This is a genomic window from Flavobacterium sp. ov086 (assembly GCF_900187965.1).
Classification (GTDB): Bacteria; Bacteroidota; Bacteroidia; order Flavobacteriales; family Flavobacteriaceae; genus Flavobacterium.
On sequence record NZ_FZNL01000030.1, the window covers coordinates 21124 to 41558 of the forward strand.

Sequence of the window (20435 nt, forward strand, 5' to 3'; positions counted from 1 at the left end):
AACTATGAAAAAATTAAGTCTTATTCTTATTATGGCAATTGCCTCTTTTTCTTCTTATGCTCAATCTTCATTTAAAGAAGATGTTGATGTTTTGCAAAGTATTTATGGTAAATCAAAAAGCGATCTTGTAAAACAGTATATGAATTTGTCTGATGCACAATCTGCTGCTTTTACAAAAGTTTATGACAATTATGAAACAGAACGTAAGGCGCTTGGACAAGCAAAATTTCAACTTATTAATGATTATGCCACAAATTATGCCACACTTACGGATGAAAAAGCAGATGAATTGGCAAAAGGAACTTTAAAAAATCATTTAGATTACGAAAAATTATATTCTAAAACTTACGGACAAGTAAAAAAAGCTGTTGGAGCAATAAATGCTGCTAAATTTATTCAGTTAGAAGTATATCTTCAAACGATAATCCGAGCTGAGACTCTAGAGTCAATTCCTTTTATAGGAGAATTAGATAAGAGTAAAGTTCAAATGTAATTTTTTTTTGCATAAAAAGAAAGGCAGTTATTTTAATCAAATAGCTGCCTTTGTTTGTATAAATGGTTTCAATTTAGGATCTGTTATTTGTGTTTTAAGCATTTGACTATTATTCGCAAGCAGCAGTATTAGCGTCTCGAACACTTATTAAATCATAGATAAATGTGCCGGCAATGTTTGTTGGAATTTCTATTGTTACAGAATTTTCACCAATTGGAGTAGTAATTATATTTGGAGCTTCTTGGTTTATACGGTACTTAAAAGTATAAGGCTGGACCCCTCCGCCACCAGTAAAGGTGAGTTCTAGAGGATCTCCGTTTTTACATGTTTCTCTGTTTTCTGCAACAACACTTGCGGTTGGTTCAGGATATGTAATTACTGAGCCTGATGAGCTTAAACTCGTGCAGCCTGTTACAGTATCAGTAATAATTACACTATAATCTCCGACAGTTTTTGTTTTAAAACTGGAGACATTACCTGGTGGTGTTACTCCTGTTGGAACCGTCCAGTCATATTTATAGATTCCTGTTACTCCAGGAGTTGCGGTTATAGTAACACTGACTCCAGCACAACTTGCTGGGCTGTTTACGGTAACTGTTGGTATATTGATATGGATTTTATCAATCAAATATACCATAAGATTATGCAGTACTATTTCCTGAGGAGAATCGATTGTTGTACCGGAGACACTTACATTTCGAAAGACCCCTTCATCCCAGAAGAAGAGGACTCTGTTTTCTGGCCCCGTAAGGAATGCAGCAGGCTCTCCCGTGATTTCATTAATTAGTACAGTTGAGTTTGGAGGCAATTGTCTATACGTAAAACGACCAATAGATTCTGTACCGGTTATGTTGGCATTAGTACCAGTGCCAAATATTCCGTTTAGAATAGTGTTATTGTTGGTTTTAGCAGGTTGATAACCAAATCCAACATATTCTATACCTCCAAAGGTCTGAAAAAGTTGTGATCCCATATATTGATCGCAGTTAACAATTACTATTCCTCCCAGCTCATTGTATTCTTTTAATTTTAAAGACTGTACTACGTTCATCTCTTTATATCCTGTATTAATGATATCAAATGAATCTTTTAATTGTTGGGCAGTATAACTTTGATAAGTATTGGATATATCTGTAAAAGTAAATCCTAGTATTTTATTGTAAGTACCATTTGAACCATAATTGTCTGGTGATTTTAGCTGACTGTTAAAATTTGAAAACCATGTATCTCCTATAGTGTAACGAGCCCATCTTGCAATTCGGATTGTACACGGAGATGAAGTATTAGCGGAAGGTATAGAATTTAATAAGGTAGTTTTTTCAGTCACAATAGTATTTGTATCCAAGTCAGCTTGTGCTCTTAAACTACTTGTTACAAGACATACAAAAATTAAAATAAGTTTAAATACGAATCTGCCTTTTTTTAGCATATTTTGTTTTTTAATAGTTATCAGGAAATGAACAAGTTTTACAACTGATAAAGATGAGTTGCTGAAGAAGCTTTAAATTGGTAATGTTCTACTTTGTATAATAAATAATTTAATTATTCCTTTTGATCCAATACTTTTTAATAGTCTAAATTCCATGTTTTAGATTGAAAAACAAACCTCTAAAAGTTTTTAGTTTAATAATAAAAGGCATTTGTATTTCTATTTTATGCTAGATAAATAAATAAAAAAGCGGTAAATAATTTAATTATTTACCGCTTTTCATCTAGCCAAACAAGAGGTTTTATTTCTTGTTTTTAACTTCATAAATTGCATTTACCATTCCGTTGCGTGGAGCATCCAGAGAAAGTTCCCAAAACATGATTCCGCCTAAGTTTTTAGCTTTGACATATTCTGTTTTTGCTTTTATAGAAGTTAAATCGTCACCGGTAGCAAATGTTTTTTCTTTTTCATTATACCAATATGGTGCTTTAGCTTTATCATCCCAAAAATATTTCCAACCATTAGCTTCTGTATAAGTAGTGGTAAAATTTTTAAAATCAACACCTGGTATATGTTCTCCTGCTTGATACAATCCATTATTTATATTTTCTACATTTTTCCATGTTCTGGTATAAAATGCGCCTCCAATAATTAATTTTTCAGCAGGAACTCCTTGTTTCAATAAAAAGGTAACAGCTCTGTCTGTAGATTCTTCTTTTGGATTTGTACTGTATAATGGAGTATGATGTCCGGTAACTTTAGAATATCCGTTTACCAAATCGTAACTCATAATGTTGATACGATTTACTAAAGGCGCTACCGTTTTCCAATCAATAGATTCATCTAAATATTTTTGGAATCCACCGGCTGCAAAACTCAATTCGTATTTTTTACCTAAAGTAGAACGTAAAATTTTGATTAATTCTGTAAAATTAGGTTTGTCAGCAGCTTGATACAAATGTCCTGGAAGACCTTCAATCGCCGGATATTCCCAATCTAAATCTAAACCGTCTACTTTAAAATAATTGCTGACTTCTTTTACTGATTTTGCAAAAGTCAATCTTCCTTCCGCCGTTGAAAAAGCAGCAGAACATGGCTCGCAACCTCCCCAGCCACCAAGCGAAAGAATAATTTTAAGGTGTGGATTTGAAGCTTTTAAAGAAACCAAATATTTAATAGTAGTTGAATCTTTTGGAGAATCGACACTTAGTTTGCCCTCTTTTAAATGACAGAAACTAAAGATGATTTGATTTAGTTTGTTTACTTCGTATTCATTAATTAGTTTATCATCGCCAGTGTAATAAGCAATAATGTCCATTTTTTTATTTCTTTGTGCGAATGTATTTGTGGTACATAAACACAATAAAAATAAAGCAAGCAGATTAATTTGTTTCATTGTATGTTTTTTTGAGTTTTTAGAATGCTAAATATAAAACTTTTCGAATAAAATAGATGCTAAATAGAAGAACAGTATTAAGCTCATTTGTTACGTTTTATGTTTTAAAAGGCAATTTTTACTGTATTTAAGGGAGGAATTGCTTCTTTTTGACTAAATTTACAATACATCTCTATAGAAATTATCTAAGTTCTATTTATAAAAACTTCCTCAATCCGAATTTAAATTTCGGATTTTACTTTAGATAATAACGATGACAAAACAATTTTACCATGAATAAATCCACAAGCTCAAGTGTCTTTAAAACCAATTTTACAAAATCAGTTGCATTACCAAGTTTGACCATAATTATTGCAATTTCATTGTTTTGTGGTTTTTTTTCGAAAGAAGCAGAACAGTCACTTAATTTTGTAAAAGACATCATATTTAAGAACTTAAGCTGGCTCTACGTTTTATTGGTAACTGTTTTTGTTTTGTTTCTGATCACATTAGCCATTAGTAAGTTTGGCAAAATCAAATTAGGAGCAGATGATTCTGAGCCTGAATATTCTTTCTTTTCATGGATAGCAATGCTTTTCGCCGCCGGAATGGGAATTGGTTTAATGTATTTTGGAGTAGGAGAAACCATGGCGCATTATGCAACGCCAGCCAATGCTAATCTGGCGGATAATTTACGAGCCAAAGAAGCCCAATTGTATACTTTTTTCCATTGGGGTTTTCATGCATGGTCCATATATGGAGTAGTAGGTTTGTCTCTTGCTTACTTTGCTTATCGTCATAATTTGCCGCTTGCCATTCGGAGTGGCTTTTATCCAATTTTGAAAAGTAAAATTCATGGAAGATTTGGAAACATTGTCGATGTTTTTGGTCTGTGTAGTACTTTCTTCGGAATTGCGACAACGCTTGGTTTTGGAGTCGTTCAGTTAAGCGCCGGATTAGTGAGTCTCGGTGTAATTCCGGAATCTAGTTTTAATTATCAAGTTGTGATTGTTTTGGTAGTTATGGTAATTGCTGTTCTTTCGGCGATTTCAGGTTTAGGAAAAGGAGTTAAAAAACTAAGTGAGCTAAACATCATTATGGCCGTTTTGTTAATGTTGTTTATACTGATTGCAGGACCAACTATTTATATTCTAAGTACTTTTACAGAAGGTTTAGGACATTATATCAGTCATTTTATATCACTAACATTTAATACGTATGCTTACGAAAAAGGAAGTCAGGAATGGTTTTCAAAATGGACCATTTTATATTGGGCGTGGTGGATATCCTGGGCGCCTTATGTAGGTTTGTTTATTGCTAAAATCTCTAAAGGAAGAACAATCAGAGAGTTTATTTTGGCAGTATTATTTATTCCGGCATTTTTTAATTTTCTGTGGATGACCGTTTTCGGAAGCAGCGCGGTGTGGATTGATGAACACGTGGCACATGGAGCGTTAAGCGAATTTGCTAAAAACCCCGATACACTTTTATTTAATTTCTTTACGTATTTCCCGCTAACGACCTTCTTGAATATTTTATCAATTCTGATTATTTGCGTGTTTTTTATCACTTCTGCCGATTCAGGGATTTTTATAATGAATGGTATTGCGTCTAAAGGTGCTGTAAGTTCACCAAAATGGCAAAGTGTTTTCTGGGGTGTTTTATTATCGCTTTTGTCCTTGAGTTTATTGCGAACAGGAGGTTTAGCTTCCCTTCAAACAATGACTTTGATTACTGCTTTACCTTTCGGAATTATTATGGCGTTGTTGTGTTATAATTTATGGAAGGCTTTGGTCGTAGATAGTGAATACAGCGACAAAAAATATTCGCACGGAAGTTTAAATTGGAATAACAGCAATTGGAAAGAGCATTTAGAAAAGATTGTAACTGTTTCTAAAAAGAAAGATATTCATAAGTTTTTGAATGAAACTGTGAAAAAAGCTTTTGAAGAATTATTGGCAGAATTGGCTAGGAATAATATTGAAGCTACTATAAATTCTTTTTCTTCTCCGCAGCAAGCTGTTGAGGTGGAAATAAAATACGATCAGTTACGAAACTTTAAATATGGTGTAATGGCTCAGGCACAAACTGTTTCAGAAACTTTCATTAAAGAAGAAAATACACCAGATATTGATGTTGAGACGGTCTTTTTACCAATTACTTATTTTGGAGATCATCGCATGGGTTATGATATTCAATATTTGACTAAAGACGGCATTATCTCTGACGTTCTAAGAGAATATGAACGTTTTCTAAATCTTAGCTCCGAAGGAGATCATGATTTAATTATGAAACCTAATAGTTAATTATTAATTGTAAATGGTTAATTGTAAAGGTATAACCCTATGAGTGTTTTAAACCATGTAAGTTATATAAGATAATGTAAGTGGTGTGTTGCGCAACTTATGATTTTATGTATAAGAAAATATAAGTAGTGTTCTTTAAATGTAATATACGTGGGTTATATAATGACGTAATAAAAGATAAACAGCATTGTTTAAATGAACTTATATAACTTATATGGTAAAATGACTTTACGGTAAAAAATAAAATAAATAAACCCGCACTGTTTCGGATTAGTGCGGGTTTAAACAAATTAAAAGCTAAAAACTATTTTTATATTAGAAGCAGTATTCGTTTTCTGCAACTAATTTAGATGTAATAATCTCTCTTAAGGCTACAACATTTGGATTGTTTGTGTATTTTGTGAAACGTTTTAATCCCATTAACATCATACGTTGTTCGTCTCCTTCTGCAAAAGAAATAATTCCTTCTTTTCCTCTTGAGTTAACGATGTCAACAGCTTTGTATAAGTATAATTTTGCCATAGCAATTTGCTCTTGTACTTTAGCTTCGCCTTGATTTTTGGCTAATTTTTCAGTTCTAAGAATAGTACTTTCTGCCATATAGATTTCGATTAAGATATCAGAAGCAGCCATTAATAACTGTTGGTGAGCATCTAAATCCGGTCCGTATTTTTGAACAGCACTTCCGGCAACCATCAAGAAAACTTTTTTCAGATTAGCGATGATTCCTTTTTCTTCAGCAAATAATTCAGAGAAATCTGGAGTATCAAAAGATGGAATTCCCATTAATTCTTCAGAAACTTTCATTGCTGGTCCAAGTAGATCAACGTGACCTTTCATTGCTTTTTTGATCAACATACCTACAGAAAGCATTCTGTTGATTTCGTTAGTTCCTTCGTAGATTCTAGCGATACGAGCATCTCTCCAGGCACTTTCCATTGGAGTGTCTTCAGAGAATCCCATTCCACCAAAAATCTGAATTCCTTCGTCAGCACAAGCTTGTACGTCTTCAGAAACCGCAACTTTCAAAATAGAACATTCGATAGCATATTCTTCAACACCTTTCAATTCAGCTTCTTGGTGTGTAGTTCCTTCCGCTTCACGAGCAGCAATTCTGTCTTCAATATCTTTTGCAGCACGGTAAGAAGCACTTTCTCCAGCGTATGCATTAGTTGCCATTTCAGCTAGTTTAGAACGGATAGCTCCAAAAGATGAAATTGCAGTATTAAACTGAATTCTTTCGTTAGCATATTTCACTGCATTTGTAGTAACTCTACGTTGTGCATCTAAACAAGCAGCAGCTAGTTTAATACGTCCAACGTTAAGAGCGTTCATTGCAATTTTGAAACCGTTTCCTCTTTCAGACAACATGTTTTCAACAGGAACTTTAGTGTCGTTGAAGAAAACCTGACGTGTAGAAGAAGCACGGATTCCTAATTTATGCTCTTCTTCATTCATAGAAATTCCGTTTGACGGATCGTTTTCTACGATGAAACCAGTAATATTTTTATCATCTCCAATACGAGCAAAAACGATGAAAACGCTACAGAAACCTGCATTCGAAATCCACATTTTTTGTCCTGTGATAGAGTAGTATTTGCCATCTTCAGATAAAACAGCCTTTGTTTTTCCTGAGTTAGCATCAGATCCTGCGCCTGGCTCAGTTAAGCAATAAGCTCCAAACCATTCTCCGGAAGCCAATTTAGGAACGTATTTTTTCTTTTGCTCTTCAGTTCCATAAAGTGTGATTGGCATTGTTCCAATACCTGTATGTGCCCCAAAAGCAGTTGAGAAAGATCCCGTAGCACCAGAAATGTAATCGCAAACTAACATTGTAGATACGAATCCCATTCCTAATCCACCGTATTCCTCAGGAACTGCAACTCCTAGAAGTCCTAGTTCACCTGCTTTACGCATAGATGATTCAGTATAAGCGTAATCTTTCTTTTCGAAACGATCTTTATGCGCCCATAATTCTTTGTCAACGAACTCTTTTACAGAGTCACGCATCATTAACTGCTCTTCCGAGAAATCTTCTGGTGTAAAGACATCTTCGCATTTTGTTTCTTTAACTAAAAACTGACCACCACGGGTTACGTTTTTTTCGATTGTATCTGCCATTTTTATTCTTTTTAGAGAAAAGAAAATAGAATATAGAGAATAGATTTTAGACTGGGCTTACTTTACTTTAAGCCGTTTTGGAAGCCCATTGTCATTCTTTGAAATTCTTCTATTTTAATTTCTAATTGGTTAAATTGTGTTTCGTTTATATATTTTCTATGCGTTGCAATCAATAATTGTGTTACTAGTTCAAATGAAGAACCTAGAGAAATGTCTAAAAAATGACTGAATGATTTATCTGTTCGTGATGAACCTTCAGCAATATTACTAGGCATTGAAACAGAACATCTGCTTATTTGAGAACTTAAATCATATCTTTCATGTTTCGGAAAGTCTAACAATAAATCTGAAATATCATTAGCAATTGAAATTCCAAGTTTCCAAATCTTCAAGTTCTTATAATTATGTCTCATGTTTTTTGAGCCAAGTTAAAGAATTAAACTAAAAAAGTAAGATTATTACTATTTATTGTTCTTAAAACATTTTGTCATTCCAAAAAGTCTTATCTCTTTCTTCTCAAAAAAATCTATTCTCTATATTCTATTCTCTCTTCTTAAAGAACCTCGTAAATCCCCGCAGAACCTTGCCCAGTTCCTACACACATAGAAACGATTCCGTATTTATTACCTCTGCGTTTCATTTCGTCGAATAACTGAACAGAAAGTTTAGCACCAGTACATCCCAGAGGGTGACCTAAAGCGATTGCACCACCGTTTACGTTTACGATTTCTGGGTTAATGTTTAATTCGCGAGTTACTGCTAAAGCTTGTGAAGCAAAAGCCTCGTTTAATTCAATTAACTCGATATCGTTCAATGTTAATCCTGCTTGTTTCAACGCTTTTGGAATTGCTTTTACAGGACCAATACCCATGATTCTTGGCTCAACACCAGAAGAAGCAAAGTTTACCAATCTTGCAATTGGCTCAAGGTTTAATTCTTTAACCATGTCTTCACTCATAATTAGAACAAAAGCAGCACCATCACTCATTTGAGAAGAGTTACCTGCAGTTACACTTCCGTCAGCAGCAAAAACAGGTCTTAAACCTGCTAAAGCAGCTACAGAAGTTCCAGCACGTGGACCTTCGTCTTGTTTTACAACATATGATTTAGTTTCTTTTTTTCCATTTTCATTGATGAAAGTTTGTTCAACAGTAATCGGAACGATTTGTTTGTCGAATTTACCTTCAGCTTGTGCTTTCAAAGCTTTCATATGAGAGTTGTAAGCAAACTCATCTTGATCTTCTCTGGAGATTTTGTATTGGTTTGCAACCGCTTCAGCAGTTAAACCCATTCCCCAGTAATAATCTTCGTGACCAGCAGCAGCAACTTTATAATCCGGAGTTGGTTTGTAACCTCCCATCGGAATAAAACTCATACTTTCGGCTCCACCAGCGATAATACAATCTGCCATTCCCGATTGGATTTTTGCAGTTGCCATTCCGATAGTTTCTAATCCGGATGCGCAATAACGGTTTACGGTTACACCAGGAACATCTTCAACTTTTAATCCCATCAAAGAGATCAAACGTCCAACGTTAAGTCCTTGTTCTGCTTCCGGCATGGCATTTCCTACCATCACGTCATCGATACGTTTTTTGTCGAAATCAGGCAGTTCATCCATCATAAACTGAATAGTTTCTGCTGCTAATTCATCAGGTCTTTTAAATCTAAAAACCCCTTTTGGTGCTTTTCCTACCGCAGTACGGTAAGCTTTTACTATATATGCTGTTTTCATTTGTTTCTTTTTTTAAGAGTATAGAAAATAGAGTATAGAAAATAGACTTTTACTAAGTCTGAAATCTATATTCTATTCTCTTTGTTCTATTTTCTAGTTTCTTAATGGTTTTCCTTTAGTTAACATATATTGAATTCTCTCTAAAGTCTTTCTCTCAGTACAAAGAGATAAGAAAGCTTCACGTTCGATATCTAATAAATATTGTTCAGATACTAAAGTCGCTTCAGATAAATCACCACCAGCCATTACATAAGCCAGTTTGTTAGCAATTTTTTTATCGTGCTCAGAAATGTATTTTCCAGCTTCCATTTGATCTGTTCCTACTAAGAACATTCCAAGAGCTTGTTTACCTAAAACCTTAACATCAGTTCTTCTGATAGGTTGAGTATAACCCGCTTCAGCCATTAACAATGCATGCTTTTTAGCTTCAGCGATCTGACGATCTTTGTTTACTACAATAACATCTTTACCATGTTGAAGAAGTCCTGTATCAAAAGCTTCGTAACCAGAAGTCGATACTTTTGCCATAGCGATTGTTAAGAAATACTCTTGAAGAACGTTCAATTCCACATCGTTTTTACGGAATAAATCAGAAGCTCTTAAAGCCATTTCTTTAGATCCACCACCACCAGGAAGTACACCAACACCAAATTCAACTAATCCCATGTAAGTTTCAGCAGCAGCTACAACTTTATCAGCATGTAAGCTCATTTCGCATCCACCACCAAAAGTCATTCCGTGAGGCGCTACTACAACTGGAATAGAAGAATAACGAACGCGCATCATAGTGTCCTGGAACATTTTGATTGCCATGTTCAATTCGTCGTATTCCTGCTCAACCGCCATCATGAAAATCATTCCGATATTAGCACCAACAGAGAAATTCGCTGCTTGGTTACCAATAACTAAACCTTGATATTCTTTTTCAGATAAGTCGATTGCTTTATTGATAGCCTGAAGTACATCGCCACCAATAGTATTCATTTTTGATTGGAATTCTAAGTTCAAAATTCCATCACCTAAATCTTGGATAATTGCACCACTATTACTCCAAACTTTTTTGCTTTCGCGAATGTTGTTCAGAATAATGAATGAATCTTGTCCCGGAACTTTTACTTGAGATTTTGTTGGGATATTATAGAAATAAGTTGCTCCTTCTTTTACAGAATAGAAACTTTCGCTTCCAGAAGCCAACATTTCGTTAACCCATGCAGCTGGTTCAAGACCTTCTGCTTTCATGATTTCGATTCCATTTGCAACACCAATAGCGTCCCAAATTTCGAATGGACCATTTTCCCATCCAAAACCAGCTTTCATCGCATCATCAATTTTATATAATTCGTCTGAGATTTCAGGAATTCTGTTTGACACATAAGCAAACATTCCAGCGAAACTCTTACGGTAGAATTCACCTGCTTTATCTTTTCCTTTTACAAGAACTTTAAAACGATTGATAGGTTTATCGATAGTTTTTGTTAGTTCAAGCGTAGCAAAATTTGCTTTTTTAGCAGCACGATATTCTAATGTATCTAAGTCAAGAGTAAGGATATCTTTGTCTACTTTTTTGTAGAAACCTTGTCCTGTTTTGCTTCCTAACCAATTATTCTCCATCATTTTTGTGATGAAATCAGGAAGTTTAAACAATTCGTGTTGTTCATCTGTTGGGCAGTTTTCATAAATACCATTGGCAACGTGTACCAAAGTATCCAAACCAACCACGTCAACCGTACGGAAAGTAGCCGATTTTGGACGACCAATTACCGGACCAGTCAATTTATCCACTTCTTCAATCGTTAATCCCATTTCTTTTACTAAGTGGAATAAACTCTGAATACCGTAAATACCAATTCTGTTTCCAATAAACGCTGGAGTATCTTTAGCAACAACCGAGGTTTTTCCTAAGAATTTAGATCCGTATTCGTTTAAGAAATCCAATACTTCAGTTGAAGTTTTTGGGCCAGGAATAATTTCAAATAATTTTAAGTAACGCGCAGGGTTAAAAAAGTGAGTTCCGCAGAAGTGTTGTTGGAAATCTTCGCTTCTACCTTCGCTCATAAAATGAATCGGAATACCAGAAGTGTTTGAAGTAACCAAAGTTCCCGGTTTACGGAATTTCTCGATTTGTTCGAATACCAGTTTTTTAATATCCAAACGTTCAACTACAACTTCAATAATCCAGTCAACATTAGCAATTTTTGCCATATCATCAGTCGTATTTCCAGTCGTGATTCGGCTAGCAAATTTTTGACTGTAAATAGGAGACGGTTTCGATTTTAATGAATTCGCCAAGTGCTCATTTACGACACGGTTGCGAACAACTTTACTTTCAAGCGTTAATCCTTTTTTAGTTTCAGCTTCTGTCAACTCGCGTGGTACAATGTCAAGCAATAAAACTTCAACACCAATATTGGCAAAATGACAAGCTATTCCTGAACCCATAATTCCGGATCCAATTACAGCAACTTTTTTAATTGTGCGTTTCATATTTGTTAATGTTTGTTTTTGTTTGAATTTGAAACTCCTTAATAAATAAGGTTATTCATTTCCTGTTTTTTCTGTTTGATTAAATATGTTTTTATCGTGAATAAGTTCATTTATGATTTCCGAAACCTCGATAAAATGTTTCATTTTTTCATCCGAAACATGTTTTCTAACCGTTTCATTAAATTTTAGAACTGTATTCTTAGATAATTCTCTTTTTTCTTTTCCAAATTCCGTCAGGTAGATTAAGACACCGCGACCATCACTTGGGTTTTTTTTGCGAACAATTAAACCTTTGTCTTCCATTGATTTCAATGTTCTTGTAAGGCTTGTGGCTTCCATACCCATTCTTGGCCCTAAAGCCGTCGATGGAGTTCCATCTTCCTTATCAATACTCAAAAGTGCAAATCCAGTGGCCATAGTGGCATCGTATTTAGCAGCTTCCTCGTTATACATTCTTGATACGGCTTGCCATGTAGCTCTCAAAATATAATCTATTGTTTTGTCTTTCATAAGTAACTATATCGATTTCAAATATAATCAAAAAATACTATGCATGCATATTATTTTATCATAAATTTTTGGTTATTTAAAAAATTCCTCTGAAATAGAGGGGTTTACGGTTAATTTTTAATTGAAATATACTATTCTTTTTTGGGATTTTAACAAATTTTAAGACTTAAAAGACGTTTTCTGAGTCTAAAAGCCTCTAAAATTCTTCTTTATGTAAAAAAACTTATAATAAAGTGCGAATAAATTTTACTCTTCATATCGCAAAACCGCCTTCTGAAGGATCTTTTTCATGCGATTCCGAAGATGTTCAGGACGCAAAACCTCAATTCCCTCTCCAAAACCAAGAATTATGCGTTCCATTTCAAAATTTGGAGTAATAAGCAAATGAACAATAATACTCTTATCTTCATTCTCCGTAACCAGCCTTTGTGTATGATGCAATGGTTTCGTCAAAACATAAGGCGCATTTGTGGCATCAATCCAAAGTTCAATTCTCCTTGGTTTCAAACCCGAATTTACCGTCACGCCAATAATATTTTCATAATAAACATCAGCATCAAAATCCTCCTCTATATAAGGAAGATTAAAATCGTAATCGATCGAAATGATTCTGTCCAATGCCAAATTCGTAATAGGCTGAGAACCCTTAGTTTTCCCAATCAAAAACCAACGATTATTAAACTCCTTCAAGATAAAAGGATGAAAATGAAATTTACTTTCTTCCCTCGATTTAAATGATTTATAAGTAATCACAAGCACAACCTTTTTGACAATCGCCTGATAAATCTCATCCAGATAATGCAAACCCTTTAAACCCTCATTTTTATCCAGATAAATAACAGGCTTCGTATGCGATTTCTCCGAATAGATTTTATCCTCCAAACGCTGCAAAATATCCGATACATCATTAAACAACGAAAAATCCTTAAACTGTTTCAGCATCGAGACCGTTTCCGTCAAAACATTCATATCCGTTTCTGTCAGCGGAATATCTGTAATCGTAAATTCGTCGTCCTCATATTTATAGAACTTCTTGTCATAAACGACAATTGGCGCGTTATAACCCAGTTTTTCGCTTCGCATCAACTGAATATCCATTTGGATAGTTCGTTTACTAATCGAATTTTCCCGACCTTCATATTCAAACAAAGCTTCAGAACAACATTCGATCAAATCCTCCAAAGTCCATTGCCGATATTTATTTTGTAGACATTTGTCTATCGTTTTGTACCGTATTAAGGCATTCTTGTTTTGAGACATATTATTTTGTTTTTGCTCGCAAAGTCGCGAAGTTTTTGTTTCTCGCAGATTATGCAGATTTAAGCAGTTTTTTTTTAATCATTTTAATCCTTTAATCTGTGGCATAAAAAAAACTTGGTGACTTCGCTCTCGATAGCTATCGGGATTGCGCGATTAATTTTGCTTAGTATATTTTGGGCGTGTTTCGCCGCGGCGAATCGGGCTTTCGGTTTTATCTTTTGTTCCGTTCCACTTCACAAAAGGATATCGCCTCTATCCCTCACGCATTTACGTCAAGAACAAAACCTCCCTTTCAATATTAAATCTTGCTTTCTTTTCATACAAATTCCTGAATTCATCCGTTTGAAAAATAAAATCATATTCCAGAAAATGTTTCAAAGCCTTTGCGCGTCCCGGTTTATATAGAAAATCAGGATAAATGCGATATTCCTTTCTAATTTGTTCAAAGTAAATATGATATTCAGACCAATCTCTGGCGAGAATTTTCAAATCAAAATCAATCAGCCAATTAATATCTTCAATTGTATTATGCTGATGTAATTGCGTCGCGCAAATCATATCAAATACCAATTCGGGATTTAGATTAGAATCTTTAGGTAGAATCTTAACCGCAAACTCGGCACTTTTGAGTTCATTATCTTTTTTGCTGCTTATATATATGTAGTCATGATAAAAGATGGAATACAAAACCTCATTCGGGAATTTGAGATTATCAAAATACGTTTCAAAACACTCAATCATATCCTTTATATGTGTCAGATTGTGATAATGTCTTGATTTTTTGGAATATGCCTTTTCTAAATCAGACCAATTTTTTTCAATTGCTTTTTCGTCAAAGCCAATGTTTGTAAGCAATTCGGTATATTTTTCCTTTAGATTCATATTCTTGTTTTACTCAAATATAGAATTCTTTTTTTACTGCGCAAAATAATTGCGTAGTAGTTCTGAAATCTTTGTAATGTCAAAACGAAAGGCCTTGTAGCTTAAAAGGAAAAGCCTACAGAAAAATTACTGGCTGTAGAGTTTGCGGATATTCCGGTTAGACCCGAGCGGACTAATGGGTAGAATTTACAGAAGCACCGAAATCGTTAGGGAAAGTAGGGAAGCGTATTTAGAGCCGCAATGCCCGAAAGGGAATATGAGTTCGAATCTCATCAAGGTCACAAAAAAATAAAGATTTTTTTACTGCGCAGAATAATTGCGTAGTACAATTGAAATCTTTGTAATGTCAAAAAGGAACAACAATTAGATTGTTTAATTTTTAAAAACGAGAAATTATGAAATTCAATTTTTTAGCAAAAGAAAAAAACACCGTAGTTAATTACGAAAATGCCGTAGCTTTTCCGTTAACGCCAGATTATGAATTGTATGCAGCGGTTGTAACAACAAGTTTAAATGCTTCATTCTATGAAAAAGATACAACTCGTTTAGAAAGAATTAAACAGTTAATCAAAAAAAGTGATCCGGTATTTGTAGCAAAATTGGCGGTTTATGCCCGAAACGAAATGCATATGCGTTCAGTTCCGTTAGTTTTAATCGTAGAATTGGCGAAGATATATTCAGGCGATTCCCTAATCAGTAAAATGATTATACAAGTTATACAACGTGCGGACGAAATAACTGAATTATTGGCCTATTACCAAATGGCAAACGAACGAAACGGCGTGAAAAAATTAAACCGTTTGTCGAAACAAATCCAAAAAGGTTTGGCAAATTCATTCAATAAATTTGATGAATATCAATTTGCAAAATACAATCGTGATGGCGCGGTAAAATTAAAAGATGCCTTGTTTTTGGTACATCCAAAAGCAAAAGACGAAGCGCAACAAGTATTGTTCAACAAAATAGTAAATGATGCATTGCAAACGCCATATACATGGGAAACCGAATTGTCGCAATTGGGTCAGGTAAAGTTTTTTAATGAAGCCGAAAAGCAAAAAGCATTCACCCAAAAATGGGAGGAGTTGATCGATAGCAACAAAATAGGTTATATGGCATTGTTGCGTAATTTGCGAAATATAGTAGAAGCTAATGTTTCCCGATATCATATCTCAAAAGTTTGTGATTACCTTTCTAATGAAAAAGCGGTTGCAAACTCGAAACAATTGCCATTCCGATTTTTAGCCGCATATCGTGAGTTAAAAGAATTGAAATCTAAATACATACCAATGATTTTGGATGCATTAGAAGATGCGGTTATGGCGAGTGCGCAAAACATAAAAGGTTTTGATGTCAATACATCCGTTGTAATTGCTTGTGATGTTTCTGGTTCGATGCAAAAAAACATCTCGCCAAAAAGTAAAATAATGCTTTACGACATAGGTTTGATGTTGGGTATGTTAATGCAAAGCCGTTGCAAAGATGTGGTAAGCGGTATGTTTGGTGATCGATGGAAAATTATCAATATGCCAAAACGAGCGATATTGTCCAACGTAAACGAATATTACAAGCGAGAAGGTGAGGTAGGTTACTCGACAAATGGTTATTTGGTTTTGGAAGATTTGATAAAACGAAATGAAATAGTTGATAAAGTAATGTTGTTTACCGATGTTCAAATGTGGAATAATGCTTACACAAAAGATTCATTCGCGAACTCTTGGAACCGATACAAAGCGATCGCTCCAAATGCAAAATTGTATTTGTTTGACTTGGCAGGTTACGGTCAGACACCAATAAATGTCGAGAAAAACGATGTTTATTTAATAGCTGGTTGGTCAGATAAAGTGTTTGATGTATTGAATGCTTTAGACGATAAAAACAGCGCTTTGAATTACATCAACCGAATAGAGTTGTAGAAAAAAAATCTGCTGCGCAAAATAATTGCGCAGTAGTATTTGAATCTTTGCAATAGAAATGTTCATTAAATAATAATAAAAAACAAGTGTCGTAGATAAGCAATACTTCGCAATTTTAACGGTCCGGTCGTAGGTTCGATCCCTACCGTTTCTGTTCGTAGCAGAGATGTAGCTCAGTGGTTAGAGCAGAACGAGAATAGCTTATTAAATGTTGCCTTGTTTTAAAATAAATGTATTGGTTTCGTAGATAAGAGTTACTTCAGGGGAGTTGTAGTACAGGTTCGAATCCTGTTCAGTTTAGGCTGATAGTGAAATGGTAACACACAATTTTATAGTCTCTTATTGATTATTATCCAATACTTTAAATAAAAAAGAATGTCGTAAACAAGAGTTACTTCGTCGCAAATTTGGGGAGGAATAGCGAAGTTGTAGAATCAGCAAGGTTATCCAGTTCGACTCTGGCAAGACATGCCCCGTTTCTCTTGTTGCTTTTAACTTCTTTTTAAAATAGAAAAATGTCGTGTGTGAGAAATACTTCGTTCCAAAAAGAATTCTCATCAATTGTTACTTTTTCAAATTTATAAGATGCCGTGTATAAAGTGTTACTTCGTCATTCAATCAAATTATCACTTATACAATATTGCTCTTAAAAAAGAGTGTCGTCAGGAAATGGTTACTTCGATTCCAATGAAAAATAAACCATCCCTAAACATTACCTCTTTTAAAATTAAAAACATAAAAATTTTACGTTATGACAGTAAAAGATATAAAATACAAAGCTGAAAAAAAGTTTAAAAAAATAAAACTCAGAGATGATGTTTGGGGCTTTCAAATTCAGCCCAATACCAAGTTTACAAAAGGTATTAGCAGAAAAGAGATTGATCAATTACAAGTATTATTTGGCTTTGATTTTCCTTGGGATTACAGAGAAATGCTTCTGGTTTTTTCAAATTTAGACATACCTATGATTTCAATTAATCCAGAAAATGAATCAGATATAGAATATTCTGAAAATAATTTCTTTTATAATTATCCTGAAGATTATGAGAAATCAAGATGGCTAATAAATGACATTGAAGAATTTAAAATTGAAGCAGAAGCGGCCCTTGCCGAAGCTGGTTTTGATGTCTCGCAAATAGTCGGTTATATTCCAATGTACAATCATAGAGCACTTGTGGTTTTTAAAGACAAATATTTATCGCCAGTTATTTCAGTTTGGGGATCAGATATCATAATGTTAGGGAATAATTTGAAAGAATATCTCAAAATTGAACTTTTCAGATATTAATAATTATATAGAATAATCAGATAATGGTGCAACAATTTTATGCCATCAAATTAATACAATTACAAAATGAAAAATGCTTTCCCTTATCCGTATTATATTTATGGTTCTGACGATTCTACAGATCAGGATGTTATTATTATAGTTCCAAAAGAAGATATGCCGGAAACACAGGAAGACCGAAAAAATAAGGTCTTTTTTCTTTTGAAAGAATACAATCTGAATTGGAATGCAACATTGGCAGTAATCGAAAACGGAATAATCTCAGATACAATTTTTACCAAATCATGGATTGATTCCCTCAATAATGCATTGCTGGAAACGTATAGTTTGCATCAACAGGAATATGAATTATTAGTCACCAAAAAACAAATCAGAAATAAAACCTTAGCTATTTACAAAGCAGTTCGTACCGTTTTGACCATGTTAACGCGAACAGAATACCGAACTCAGATTCGTCCAATTTTAAAAGGAATACATGATTTTAATTTGAAATTGGAAGTACTGGACAAAATAGATTTTCTTTCACTTTCAGAGTTTCATCAGAAGAATACGAGAGATGAAGATATTTGGAAAATTATAGCTTTTTATGTCGGACAAAATATCGCACTTATCGAAAATGATATTGAGATATATACCAAAAAGAATTTTGTGAGCCATTTCAATGATTTGGAAGTATTTATATATAGAAAAACAATTACGGCAGAAGATAAAATGATTTTGCAGAAATACATTAAGCATTGGCTAAAGCTGCTTCATGATTTTGGAGAATTTAAATCTACAAATGGTTTTTTGACTTGTAATAATGAAAGCATCGATATGTTAAACGAAAAGTTTTAAAATGAAATCACCAATCTATCAAATATTCGGTTCTGAAAATTCTCTTGATGTCGATCTGGTTTTTTTCGTTGAAGAAATGCCGGAAACGATATTAGAAAAATTAACAATATCAAAAGAACTAAGTGTATCCATAAAGTCATTCTTTCCTGAAAAAGAGATCAATGCTAATCTTGCTGTTTGTAAAAACGGTTATTTAGTTGAGGTTTACAAAGGAACAACTGACGAATTAAATAATGCATTATTTTATACCTATCATTTTCACGAACAAAAGTTTGAGAATCCAATAACGAAACTTTTGGTAAGGGATATTGATCTTAAATTTTTGAGATGTACCAGAATGATCTTGTCTTTTGTAAGCAAAACAGAATACAGAGTTTTGGTAAAAAAAGCTTTAAAAGGAAATCTGGATGAAAAGATTCAGGCTTTAGAAACTATAGATTTAAATACAATAACCTCTTTTGGAAAAGACAATTCGAAAAAGGATATTTTAAAATCAATCGCTTTTCAGTTAGGGCAGACAATTGCACTTAGTGAAGGAAAAGAACTTTATACTAAAAATCAAATTGCAGCTTCTTTTCGAGATCTAAGAAAATATCTTTCCAGAGAAGAAAATGTCAACTTGAATGATTTGCAAAAAAGGCTTTCAATATTTGTTGAATTATTGAAAATAAGAATGTTAATGATGAAAAACAAGTCTGAATATAAGTATGAAGAAGAAAATGATTTTAATTACGCAAGATAACTGCGCAGTAACTTTTGAATCTTTGTTTAAAGATTAGAACTTATGAATACAGTACTTTTAAAAGAGATGATTTCCAAAAATTATGTAAGGGTAAATAAACATCCGGAACATGATTTATACATATACAATTATACACAAAGCGCGCAATTTGAGAGAATTTGGAATGAAGTTACATTGGCGTGCAGAGGTTTAATTCTGGATAAAAAAGGGAATGTAATCGCAAGACCTTTTTCTAAGTTTTTCAATTTGGGCGAAATGGAAAATCAGGTTCTTACGGATACCACTTTCGAAGTTTACGATAAAATGGATGGTTCATTAGGGATTTTATATTGGATAAATGATGTTCCTTTTATCGCAAGTAGAGGTTCTTTTTCGAGCTTTCAATCAGATAAGGCAAATGAAATGTTGCATGGAAAATACAAAACAACATGGAAGCTTTTGGATAAAAACAAAACGTATATGTTCGAAATTATTTATCCTGAAAACCGAATTGTTTTAGACTATGGAGCTTCAGAAGAATTGGTTTTACTGGCAATTATTGATACACAATCCGGAGAAGAATTTGACCTTGAAGATCTTGGTTTTCCTGTAGTTGAGAAGTATAACGGAATCAAAGATCTTTCGGTTTTAAAAGAAATGGATATTGCGAACAAAGAAGGTTTTATCATTAAATATTCGAACAATTTTAGAGTGAAAATTAAATTTGAAGAGTATCTTCGTTTACACCGAATTATTACTCAGGTTTCTAACTTGAATATCTGGGAATATTTGAAAACCAATCAGCCAATGGAAGAAATTTTGGAGCGTGTTCCAGATGAGTTTTTCGATTGGGTAAAAGAAACTAAGAAAGATTTAGAAACTAAATATGCGGTAATAGAAAATCAGGCAAAAAAGGATTTCAAAGTATTAGAAACGGTCAAAGAAACCGCTTTGTATTTCCTGACTTGTCAACATCCGGGCGTATTATTTGCCATGCTGAATAACAAAGATTATTCGGTTATTATATGGAAAATGATTCGGCCAACATTTGAAAAACCGTTTAATAGAGAAGAAGAATAAA

At 33.8% G+C, this 20435-nt stretch carries 16 protein-coding genes; 7 read left to right on the top strand and 9 right to left on the bottom strand.

Annotated elements, in window-relative coordinates; translation table 11 throughout:
- The first annotated feature begins 4 nt into the window (after positions 1-4).
- The gene (locus CHB81_RS23700; RefSeq protein ID WP_089354306.1) at positions 5-493 is read left to right on the top strand and encodes a hypothetical protein; all 489 of its coding nucleotides are present in this window, start codon (positions 5-7) and stop codon (positions 491-493) included.
- 109 nt (positions 494-602) lie between these two features.
- On the opposite strand, the gene CHB81_RS23705 is transcribed toward CHB81_RS23700, so the two are convergent.
- The gene (locus CHB81_RS23705) at positions 603-1922 is read right to left on the bottom strand and encodes a hypothetical protein (protein ID WP_089354307.1); all 1320 of its coding nucleotides are present in this window, start codon (positions 1920-1922) and stop codon (positions 603-605) included.
- Between the two features lie 301 nt (positions 1923-2223).
- Positions 2224-3318 (bottom strand): glycoside hydrolase family 18 protein, encoded by a 1095-nt coding sequence (locus CHB81_RS23710; protein WP_089354308.1) that lies wholly within the window; start codon positions 3316-3318, stop codon positions 2224-2226.
- Positions 3319-3590: 272 nt separating this feature from the next.
- On the opposite strand from CHB81_RS23710, the gene CHB81_RS23715 reads away from it, so the two are divergent.
- Complete coding sequence (locus tag CHB81_RS23715; RefSeq protein WP_089354309.1) at positions 3591-5603, top strand: BCCT family transporter; 2013 nt, start codon at positions 3591-3593, stop codon at positions 5601-5603.
- Between the two features lie 315 nt (positions 5604-5918).
- Here CHB81_RS23715 and CHB81_RS23720 read toward each other — a convergent pair whose 3' ends face one another.
- The 7 genes from CHB81_RS23720 to CHB81_RS23750 form a co-directional block, all read right to left on the bottom strand.
- Positions 5919-7724, bottom strand: coding sequence for an acyl-CoA dehydrogenase family protein (locus CHB81_RS23720; RefSeq protein ID WP_089354310.1), 1806 nt, complete (start codon positions 7722-7724; stop codon positions 5919-5921).
- Positions 7725-7786: 62 nt separating this feature from the next.
- Positions 7787-8137: a four helix bundle protein gene (locus tag CHB81_RS23725; protein WP_089354311.1), complete on the bottom strand. Its 351-nt coding sequence runs from the start codon at positions 8135-8137 to the stop codon at positions 7787-7789.
- Positions 8138-8277: 140 nt separating this feature from the next.
- Complete coding sequence (locus CHB81_RS23730) at positions 8278-9459, bottom strand: acetyl-CoA C-acyltransferase (protein WP_055096034.1); 1182 nt, start codon at positions 9457-9459, stop codon at positions 8278-8280.
- Between the two features lie 93 nt (positions 9460-9552).
- Positions 9553-11943: a 3-hydroxyacyl-CoA dehydrogenase/enoyl-CoA hydratase family protein gene (locus tag CHB81_RS23735; protein ID WP_089354312.1), complete on the bottom strand. Its 2391-nt coding sequence runs from the start codon at positions 11941-11943 to the stop codon at positions 9553-9555.
- Positions 11944-11994: 51 nt separating this feature from the next.
- Entirely contained in the window at positions 11995-12453 is a 459-nt protein-coding gene (locus tag CHB81_RS23740; RefSeq protein WP_089354313.1) for a MarR family winged helix-turn-helix transcriptional regulator, read from the bottom strand.
- A 246-nt stretch (positions 12454-12699) separates the two neighbouring features.
- A complete protein-coding gene (locus CHB81_RS23745; RefSeq protein WP_089354314.1) occupies positions 12700-13713 on the bottom strand; it encodes a YafY family protein in 1014 nt (337 codons plus the stop codon).
- 267 nt (positions 13714-13980) lie between these two features.
- Positions 13981-14595, bottom strand: coding sequence for a hypothetical protein (locus CHB81_RS23750; RefSeq protein ID WP_089354315.1), 615 nt, complete (start codon positions 14593-14595; stop codon positions 13981-13983).
- Positions 14596-14990: 395 nt separating this feature from the next.
- Here CHB81_RS23750 and CHB81_RS23755 point away from each other — a divergent pair, with 395 nt between their 5' ends.
- The 5 genes from CHB81_RS23755 (at position 14991) to CHB81_RS23775 (ending at position 20434) form a co-directional block, all read left to right on the top strand.
- On the top strand, positions 14991-16508 hold the full coding sequence (locus tag CHB81_RS23755) for a TROVE domain-containing protein (protein WP_089354316.1): 1518 nt from the start codon (positions 14991-14993) through the stop codon (positions 16506-16508).
- Positions 16509-17259: 751 nt separating this feature from the next.
- Positions 17260-17796, top strand: coding sequence for a hypothetical protein (locus CHB81_RS23760; protein ID WP_089354317.1), 537 nt, complete (start codon positions 17260-17262; stop codon positions 17794-17796).
- A 66-nt stretch (positions 17797-17862) separates the two neighbouring features.
- A complete protein-coding gene (locus CHB81_RS23765) occupies positions 17863-18633 on the top strand; it encodes a hypothetical protein (protein WP_089354318.1) in 771 nt (256 codons plus the stop codon).
- 1 nt (position 18634) lies between these two features.
- Positions 18635-19375 carry a hypothetical protein gene (locus CHB81_RS23770; RefSeq protein WP_089354319.1) on the top strand — a complete coding sequence of 247 codons (741 nt, stop codon included), beginning with the start codon at positions 18635-18637 and terminating at the stop codon, positions 19373-19375.
- 42 nt (positions 19376-19417) lie between these two features.
- Complete coding sequence (locus CHB81_RS23775) at positions 19418-20434, top strand: T4 RnlA family RNA ligase (RefSeq protein ID WP_089354320.1); 1017 nt, start codon at positions 19418-19420, stop codon at positions 20432-20434.
- Position 20435 lies beyond the last annotated feature (1 nt).